The 8995-nt window shown below is 72.5% G+C and carries 7 protein-coding genes, 1 tRNA gene and 1 pseudogene; 8 read left to right on the top strand and 1 reads right to left on the bottom strand.

The features are described 5' to 3' along the window. Nucleotides 1-491: 491 nt before the first annotated feature. The 7 genes and pseudogenes from C3486_RS21170 (at nucleotide 492) to C3486_RS21140 (ending at nucleotide 7766) form a co-directional block, all read left to right on the top strand. Entirely contained in the window at nucleotides 492-1517 is a 1026-nt protein-coding gene (locus tag C3486_RS21170; RefSeq protein ID WP_103834317.1) for a sugar phosphate isomerase/epimerase, read from the top strand. After that, nucleotides 1511-2335 (top strand): annotated as a pseudogene (locus tag C3486_RS38105) (EboA domain-containing protein); the annotation flags it as partial. The gene C3486_RS21170 and the pseudogene C3486_RS38105, both read left to right, overlap by 7 nt. Nucleotides 2336-2648: 313 nt before the next feature. Then, on the top strand, nucleotides 2649-3497 hold the full coding sequence (locus C3486_RS21160) for a TatD family hydrolase (protein ID WP_103834316.1): 849 nt from the start codon (nucleotides 2649-2651) through the stop codon (nucleotides 3495-3497). A gap of 15 nt (nucleotides 3498-3512) precedes the next feature. Further along, a complete protein-coding gene (eboE, locus tag C3486_RS21155; protein ID WP_103834315.1) occupies nucleotides 3513-4709 on the top strand; it encodes a metabolite traffic protein EboE in 1197 nt (398 codons plus the stop codon). Continuing rightward, nucleotides 4706-6136 carry a nucleotide pyrophosphatase/phosphodiesterase family protein gene (locus tag C3486_RS21150; RefSeq protein ID WP_103834314.1) on the top strand — a complete coding sequence of 477 codons (1431 nt, stop codon included), beginning with the start codon at nucleotides 4706-4708 and terminating at the stop codon, nucleotides 6134-6136. Before eboE ends, C3486_RS21150 begins: the two co-directional genes overlap by 4 nt. Before the next feature lie 20 nt (nucleotides 6137-6156). Beyond that, nucleotides 6157-7227 (top strand): sugar phosphate isomerase/epimerase, encoded by a 1071-nt coding sequence (locus C3486_RS21145; protein ID WP_103834313.1) that lies wholly within the window; start codon nucleotides 6157-6159, stop codon nucleotides 7225-7227. A gap of 155 nt (nucleotides 7228-7382) precedes the next feature. Further along, on the top strand, nucleotides 7383-7766 hold the full coding sequence (locus C3486_RS21140; RefSeq protein WP_103834312.1) for a chorismate mutase: 384 nt from the start codon (nucleotides 7383-7385) through the stop codon (nucleotides 7764-7766). Nucleotides 7767-7872: 106 nt separating this feature from the next. Here the strand turns inward: C3486_RS21140 and C3486_RS21135 are convergent, their stop codons facing one another. Then, complete coding sequence (locus tag C3486_RS21135) at nucleotides 7873-8364, bottom strand: N-acetyltransferase (RefSeq protein ID WP_258052907.1); 492 nt, start codon at nucleotides 8362-8364, stop codon at nucleotides 7873-7875. Between the two features lie 422 nt (nucleotides 8365-8786). Between C3486_RS21135 and C3486_RS21130 the strand changes: the two genes are divergently transcribed. Next, a tRNA-Leu gene (locus C3486_RS21130) sits at nucleotides 8787-8871 on the top strand. Nucleotides 8872-8995 lie beyond the last annotated feature (124 nt).

Genomic DNA, 8995 nt, shown 5'->3' with positions numbered 1-8995 from the left:
ACACCGACCGGCCCGCGGCGGCGACTTGCGGCTCCGGTCAGCCCGCGGCTGCGAGTCGGGACACCGGCCAGCCCGCGGACGCGACTCAGGGCGCGCGTCAGCCCGCGGGCGGGGCACCGAACACCGCCCGGGCGACGTACGGGCCCCCGCACACCGTTGAGCCCGCGGGCACCAGTCGGGACACCGGTCAGCCCGCGGCCGAGAGTTGGGACACCGGGCGGCCCACGGACGTGGCTCAGGGCTCCGGTCAGCCCGCGGGCGGGGCACCGAGCACCATCCGGCCGACGTACGGGCCCCCGACCACCGCTCAGCCCTCGGCCGAGACTCGGGACACCGGCCGGCCCACGGGCGCGACACCGCGTACCGCCCTGCCCGCCCACGAGACCCGCAACACTGGCCGCCCCACCGCCGCGTCTGGGAACACCGCCCAATCCCCGTCGACGGGCCCGTCGTCCTCCTCCCACCTCGCCCCCGGCGCGCCGACCCACCCCTTGCGGCTCGCCTACGGCACCAACGGCCTCACCGACCTGCGCCTGACCGACGCCCTCACCCTCCTCTCCGACCTCGGTTACGACGGCGTCGCGCTCACCCTCGACCACATGCACCTCGACCCCCTCGCCCCGGGCCTGGCCGCCCGCACCGCGCAGGTGGCCGAAGCGCTGCGGACCACGAACCTCGCCGTCGCCATCGAGACCGGCGCCCGCTACGTCCTCGACCCGCGCCGCAAGCACCACCCCACTCTCATCGACCCCGACCCGGACGCCCGCGCCGCCCGCGCCGACCTGCTCCGTACCGCCGTACGCGTCGGTGCGGACCTCGGCGCCACCGCCGTGCACTGCTTCAGCGGCGTACGCGACGCCGGCAGCCCGGACACCGACTCCTGGCAGCGCTTGGCCGCCGCCCTGCACCCCGTCGCCGAGGCGGCCGCCGACGCCGGCCTGCCACTCGCCGTAGAACCCGAACCCGGCCACCTCCTCTCCGATCTCGCCGGCTTCCATCACCTCCGTACGCTGATGGGCGAGCCCGATCCGGACGTACTCGGGCTGACCCTGGACATCGGCCACTGCCAGTGCCTGGAGTCGCTGCCACCCGCCGACTGCGTACGTGCGGCAGCACCTTGGACCAAGCACGTCCAGCTGGAGGACATGCGCCGCGGCGTGCACGAGCACCTCCCGTTCGGGGACGGCGAGATCGACTTCCCGCCGGTGTTCGACGCCCTCCGCGACACCGCGTACCAGGGCCTGGTGAGCGTCGAACTGCCCCGCCACTCCCACGCAGGCCCCTCCCAGGCCCGCACCTCCCTCCACTTCCTCCGCTCCCACCTCCCTGCTCCTAGCCCCGGGCCCGGCCGCGGCTCCAGACGCCAGCGGGAAAGCCGGGCTCCAGTACCCAACCCCACCCCAGAGCCCACCCCGACCCGCTCGATGACCCCGAGCGCGGCATCAGCCCCAGCCCCCGCACACCTCGCGGAGCCCGCACCCGCCTCCGCCGCCCGCAACGGAGGTGCCCCGTGCTGACGCCCGACGACGCCTGGTTCAGCCGCCTGGACAAGGCACTCCGCGACCGCCTCGGTGCCGACGCCCGTGCCTGGCTGGACGAGGCCCTCGCCGAAGCCACCGCCCATGCCACGGCTCGTGGCGCTGCCCACGCGACAGCCCATGGCACCGCCCACACCACGGCCCGCGGCACCGTCCACGCCACACCCCGTGGCACGGCCCCAGCCACCGGCACCGGCGCCGCTCCCCAGCGCGCCGCCGACACCGTCTCAAGCCAGGCGCACGCCGACACCGTCCCCGGCCCGACACCAGCCGCCCCACCCGCATGGGAGACACGGTTCGCGGCCGCCGGCCGGCACTGCCTGCGGAGCGAACCGCCGCATCATGCCGACCCGGAGGCCGCCGAGGCCGCACGGGTACTGATCCTCTGCGCCGCCCGTGCCGACGACACGACCGTCACCCGGCTGTACGAGTACGGCACGGCCGCCGAACGCCGGGCCGTACTCCTCGCCCTGCCGCAGCTGCCGTTGGGCCCGGACGGCCGCGACGGCCTGCCGCTCATCGAGGACGCCCTGCGGACGAACGACACGCGACTGGTCGCCGCGGCCGTGGGCCCGTACGCCGCACGGCACCTCGACGCGCACGCCTGGCGGCACGCCGTACTCAAGTGCCTCTTCACCGGGGTGTCCGTCGACGCCATCGCCGGTCTCGCCGAACGTTCCCGCGGTGACGCCGAACTCGCGCGCATGCTCGGCGACTACGCCCGGGAACGCACCTCAGCCGGCCGCCCCGTACCCGATGATCTTCCTCGCGTCCTCGCCCTCACCCAGCGATTCCCCCTGTCTGCCGACACCCCCATCGGCTCGTCTGCCGACCCATCCGTCGACCCGTCCGCTGAACCGCCGGTCGGCTCGTCTGCCATCCCAGCCGTCGACTCTCCCGCCGGCCTGTCCGACGGCCCGTCCACCGGCTCGTCCGAAGGCATGCCCACCGCCCCGGCCACCGCCGCGGCCGCCGGCCCGTCCAGCGACGCGCCCCCCGGCCAGTCCACCGCCCCGGCCGCAGGCCAGTCCACCGACGTGCCCGCCGGTCAGCCCACCACCGCGTCCGTCAGTCCATCCGAAGGCCCGTCCGCCGAGGAGGCGTAACCCGATGCGTATCTTCGATCCGCACATCCACATGACCTCCCGAACCACCGACGACTACGAGGCCATGTACGCGGCGGGCGTGCGCGCCCTCGTCGAGCCGGCCTTCTGGCTGGGACAGCCGCGGACCTCACCGGCGAGCTTCTTCGACTATTTCGACTCCCTCCTCGGCTGGGAGCCCTTCCGGGCCGCCCAGCACGGCATCGCCCATCACTGCACCATCGCGCTCAACCCCAAAGAGGCGAACGACCCCCGCTGTACCCCCGTCCTCGACGCCTTGCCCCGCTACCTCGTAAAAGACTCGGTCGTCGCCGTCGGCGAGATCGGCTACGACTCGATGACCCCGGCCGAGGACAACGCCCTGGCCGCTCAGCTCCAGCTTGCCGTGGACCACGGCCTCCCGGCTCTCGTCCACACCCCCCACCGCGACAAGGCCGCCGGGCTCAAACGCACCCTCGACGTCCTGCGCGAATCCGACCTGCCCCCCGATCGTGTCGTCCTGGACCATCTCAATGAGACAACGGTAGGGGACGCCACTGACAGTGGCTGCTGGCTGGGCTTTTCCATCTATCCGGACACCAAGATGGACCCCGAGCGGATGGTGCGGATCCTCCGCGTCCACGGCACGGAGCGGGTGCTCGTGAACTCCGCCGCCGACTGGGGCCGCAGCGACCCGCTCAAGACCCGGCACGTCGGCGAGGCCATGCTCGCCGCCGGCTTCTCGGACGACGACGTGGACCAGGTGCTGTGGCGCAACCCCGTCGCGTTCTACGGCCAGAGCGGCCGGCTCACCCTCGACATCGCCGATCCCGGTGCCCTCCACGAGGGCAACTCCATCCTCCGCGGCGGGGAATGAGGAGGCGACGGACCCATGCGCTTCCGGCACCCCGACGGTTCCACCGTCCACCTCGCGTACTGCACCAATGTCCACCCGGCCGAAACCCTGGACGGCGTGCTCGCCCAGCTGCGCGACCACTGCGAGCCCGTACGCAAACGGCTCGGCCGCGACCGGCTCGGCATCGGCCTGTGGCTGGCCCGCGCCGCCGCCCGCGCGCTGACCGCCGACCCCGCCGCGCTCCGGCTGCTGCGCAAGGAGCTGGACGCGCGCGGCCTGGAGGTCGTCACCCTGAACGGCTTCCCGTACGAGGGGTTCGGCGACAGCCACGTCAAATACCGGGTCTACCGGCCCGACTGGACCGAGCCGGCCCGGCTGGAGTACACCGCCGACCTCGCCCGGCTGCTCACCGCACTGCTGCCCGACGACGCGGTCGAGGGCACGATCTCCACCCTCCCGCTCGCCTGGCGCACGCACTTCGACGAGCACCGGCGTGCGACGGCGCTGGACGCGCTCCGCCAGCTCGGTGTGCGCCTGGACGCACTCCAGGAGACCACCGGCCGCAGCATCCGCGTCGGGCTGGAGCCGGAGCCCGGCTGCACGATCGAGACCCTCGCCGACGCGGTCGAGGCCCTGACCGGCGCACCGGACATCCCCACCCACCGCATCGGCGTCTGCGTGGACACCTGTCACCTCGCCACCTCCTTCGAAGCGCCGGGCCCGGCGCTGGACGCCCTGGCCGACGCGGGCATCCCCGTCATCAAGTCCCAGCTGTCCGCAGCCCTGCACGCCGAAGAGCCCGAGCGCGCGGACGTCCGCGCCGCACTCGGCGCCTTCGCCGAGCCGCGCTTCCTCCACCAGACCCGCACCCGCACCCCGCACGGCGAACTCCTCGCCACCGACGACCTCGACGAGGCTCTCGCTGACCGGGGGAGCGGCACGGAACTGCCCACCGCCACCCCCTGGCGCGCCCACTTCCACGTGCCGCTGCACGCGCCGCCGGAGCCCCCGCTCACCTCCACCCTCCCGGTGCTCCGGGACACGCTCGCCCGCCTCGTCGGGCCGGCCGCGCCGCCCCGGACCCACCACCTCGAGGTCGAGACCTACACCTGGCAGGCCCTGCCGCCCGAACTGCGGCCGCGCACCCGCGCCCGGCTCGCCGACGGCATCGCCGCCGAACTCGCCCTCGCCCGCGACCTGCTGACCGGCCTCGGCCTCAAGGAGCTGCCATGACCCCGTACGAGAGCAGCACCGGCGCCGCCACCGAGTCCCCGGCCGGCACCACGCCGCCGCAGCCCCTCCTCGTCCTCGACGTCGTCGGCCTCACCCCCCGTCTCCTCGACCACATGCCGCACCTCAAGGCGCTGGCGAACGACGGCTCGTACGTCCCGCTGCGCACCGTACTGCCGGCGGTCACCTGCACCGTCCAGTCGACGATCCTCACCGGCGCGCCGCCCTCCCAGCACGGCATCGTCGGCAACGGCTGGTACTTCCGCGACCTCGGCGAGGTCCACCTCTGGCGGCAGCACAACGCCCTCGTCGGCGGCGACAAGCTCTGGGACGCGGCCCGCCGCGCCCACCCCGGCTACACCGTCGCCAACGTCTGCTGGTGGTACGCCATGGGCGCGGACGTCGACTGGACCGTCACCCCGAGGCCCATCTACTACGCCGACGGCCGCAAGGAACCCGACTGCTACACCCGGCCGCCCGCCCTCCACGACGAACTCACCGAGCTGCTCGGGCCCTTCCCGCTCTTCACCTACTGGGGGCCCACGGCCTCCCTCACCTCCTCGCAGTGGATCACCGACGCCACCCGTCACATCCTCCGTACGCGCCACCCCGACCTCACCCTCAGCTACCTCCCGCACCTCGACTACGACCTGCAGCGGTACGGGCCCGACGACCCCCGTTCGCACGCGGCCGCCGCCGCACTCGACACCGTCATCGCCCCCCTCCTCGACGACGCCCGCTCGGCCGGCGTCACCGTCGTCGCGCTGTCCGAGTACGGCATCACCCGCGCCCGCCGCCCCGTCGACATCAACCGCGCACTGCGCCGGGCCGGCCTGCTGGAGGTGCACACACAGGACGGCATGGAGTACCTCGACCCGACCGCCTCGCGCGCGTTCGCCGTCGCCGACCACCAGATCGCCCACGTCTACGTACGCCGCCCCGAAGACCTCGACGCGACCAGGGAGGCCCTGGCCGACCTGCCCGGACTCGGCGAACTCCTCGATGACGCGGGCAAGAAGCAGCACGGCCTGGACCACCCCCGCGCCGGCGAACTCGTCGCCGTCGCCGAACCCGACGCATGGTTCACGTACTACTACTGGCTCGACGACGCACGCGCGCCGGACTTCGCGCAGCTGGTCGAGATCCACCGCAAACCCGGCTACGACCCCGCCGAGCTCTTCATGGACCCGCGCGACCCCTACGTACGGCTACGCGCCGCCACCGCGCTCGCCCGCAAGAAGACCGGCATGCGCTACCGCATGGCCGTCGTCCCCCTCGATCCCGAGCCCGTGCGCGGCAGTCACGGGCGTATTCCGGACCACGAGGACGACGGGCCCGTCCTGATCTGCTCCACCGCAGGCACGCTCACCACCCCCCTCGACGCCACCGATGTGAAGTCCTTGCTCCTCAAGCTTGCCGCACGGCACTGACAATCGACCCTGGAGCCACCATGACCAGCGACGTTCCCAACCCGCGCAGCTCCCGCCACCCCGAACTGGCCCGCACCCTCGCCCGCCGCGGCTTCCTCGGCGTGGCCGCCGGCGCCACCGCGGCGGCCGTCCTCGGCGCCTCGCAGGCGCAGGCCGCGCAGCCCGGCCGGGCCCCCGACGCCGCGACCGCCGGCGGCCACGGCCCCGTCGTCCCGCCCGGCCGCCTCGGCATCCAGCTCTACACGCTCCGCGACCAGACCTCGTCCATCGGCTTCGCCAGAGTCTTCGAGGAACTGGCCCGCTACGGATACGACGAGGTGGAGTTCGCCGGTTACACACAGGGCTCGGCAGGGCCCATCACGCTGGCCCAGCTGAAGCGGCTCCTGAAGAACAACGGGCTGCGCGGCATCGGCAGCCACGTCGGCTACTACTCCTCCGACCCCAACGCGTACACCTTCGCCACCAATCTCACGAAGGTGCTCGACGACGCCGAGGCCCTCGGCCTGCCGTACGTCGGCACCGCCTCGGCGCCCGACCGCTACGGCAACACCGTGGACGGCTGGAAGCGCGCCGCCGACGACTTCAACACCTACGCGGCGGCGGCCAGGGCCCGCGGCATGTACTTTTACCAGCACAATCACGCGAACGAGTTCGCCTTTGCCACGGACAACCCGAAGGTGCGGCTGTACGACGTCCTCCTGAAGGAGACCGATCCCCGTCTCGTACGGCTCGAGATGGACATCTACTGGGCGTACGTCGCGCAGTACCGATTCTCCAAGCGCCCCGACGGCACCCCGGCGCCCTTCGAACCGCTCGACTACGTCCTCGCCGAACCCGACCGCTACCCGCTCTTCCACGTCAAGGACGGCGAGCACGACGAGGCGGCGCGCGACGGCTACCACATGGTCGACGTGGGCGACGGCGACATCGACTACCAGCGCTTCATCAGCCGCGTGAACCGGCTGCCCGGCCGCACGTACCGCAACTGGCTCGTCGAGCGCGACGACGCCGTGGACCCCGCGGCCAACCCCGCCGGCTCCCTCAGCACGGCCCGCCGCTCCGCGTCCTACCTCCGCCACCTGCGCGGATAGCACGGCGCCGGCTCCGCAGGGGCGACCGCTGCGCCGGGCAGCCCGCTGAGCAACCACTCCTTGAGACGGCGGTTCCGTCCCTTACGTGCTCCTCGTCCGGGCCGGGTAGTGTGCCCCACGATCACGCACTACCCGACCCAGATTGGCGACACGACATGAGCGAGTGGACGCCCGCCACGCCGACCACGGCCGGCGGAGACCCGCGCTCCCACGCGGCCTCCGTATCGGACGAGGCGGCGCGGGAGCGGCTGCTGTACCTGCGCGGCAGCATCGACAACCTCGACGCCGCGCTGGTGCACCTGCTCGCCGAGCGCTTCAAGTGCACGCAGCAGGTCGGCGAACTCAAGGCCCGGCACAGCCTGCCGCCCGCCGACCCGGCCCGCGAGGCCACCCAGATCGCCCGGCTGCGCCGCCTCGCCGAGGACGCCAAACTCGATCCCGCCTTCGCCGAGAAGTTCCTCAACTTCATCATCGAAGAGGTCGTCCGCCACCACAAAGCGATCGCGAAGAACGCAGAAGCGGAAGAGAACGCCGGCTGACGCGCGCCCCTCGGGGTCGGCGGTCACAGCTCCCGTACGGCGGTCACACCTCCCGTACGAACGGTCACACCTCCCGTACGAACGGTCACAGCTCTCGTGCGAACGGTCACAGCTCCCGCACGAAGGACACGCGGTCCAGCCCCGGACCGTCGTAGTCCGTGTGCACCGCCACCCCGTCCTCCACACGGTCACCCGGCTCGATACGGAACCCCATCCGCTTGTGATACGCGACGGAATTCCGGTTCACCGGACTCGTGATGGACCGCACGCGGGCCCGGCCGTGCGCACGGGCAAGCTCGAAGAAGCGGCGATAAAGCGCGCTGCCCAGCCCGCCCCGCCGGCCCTCCGGATGCACGGCCACGAAGTGGATGTACGCCGTCTCCGGATCGCTCTGCGACAGAAACCCGATGAGGAACGCCCGCAGCGCCGCCCCCTCGCCCGTACCGCCCTCCGCACCCGCCGGCGCAGCCTCCTCCACCAGAAAACTCGTCTCCGAGAAGTGCTGCAGAAACAGCCGCGGCAACAACAGCCGCCGCTGCTGCGCCCCGGCCTCACCGCCCTGCCCGCCCCACCAGTCGGTCAGCGCCCCCTGCAGCACCCCATGATCCGAGGGCCGCGGATGCCGCACCACAAACCCGTCGGGGAACGCCCCGGCCGGCTCGACGTTCGCCTCGGTCTTCCCACCAAGATCACCAGACCCCACACTCATGCCCCGAGCGTACGGTGATCACCCGGTCACGCGCCCGAACATTTCCCCACCCTTCTCCCGCCCCCGGCAGCGCACCCGCGGCCGGCCCCAGGGCTCTCCCGGCCCCGCCTTCCCACCCCGGCTACGAACTGTGTCGTCTCTGCCGACACTCCGTGACCAGCGCAAACGCGTGGCGGGGTCGCGGCCTGGGGCGCTCCCCCGCACCCATAAGCCCTGCTTATGCCTCCCGGAATACGGATGTGAAACCCACTCCGAAACCTTGGTATTGTTGTCCATGTCGCCGCGGGCAAGGCCCGCGCCGACGACACCTAGTCCGGGTGGCGGAATGGCAGACGCGCTAGCTTGAGGTGCTAGTGCCCTTTATCGGGCGTGGGGGTTCAAGTCCCCCCTCGGACACTTCGCTGAAGATACGCAGACGAGGGCCTCGACGTTACGGTTGGGGCCTTCGTGGCGTTTGCGGCCCTCCTTGCCGTGCCCTGGCTGGTGCGGAGTGCTCTTGAGAGAGGTCCACCCCCGCACC

The sequence above is a fragment of the Streptomyces sp. Ru73 genome (genome assembly GCF_002920575.1).
GTDB lineage: Bacteria > Actinomycetota > Actinomycetes > Streptomycetales > Streptomycetaceae > Streptomyces.
This window is presented reverse-complemented; position numbering and strand designations above follow the sequence as displayed.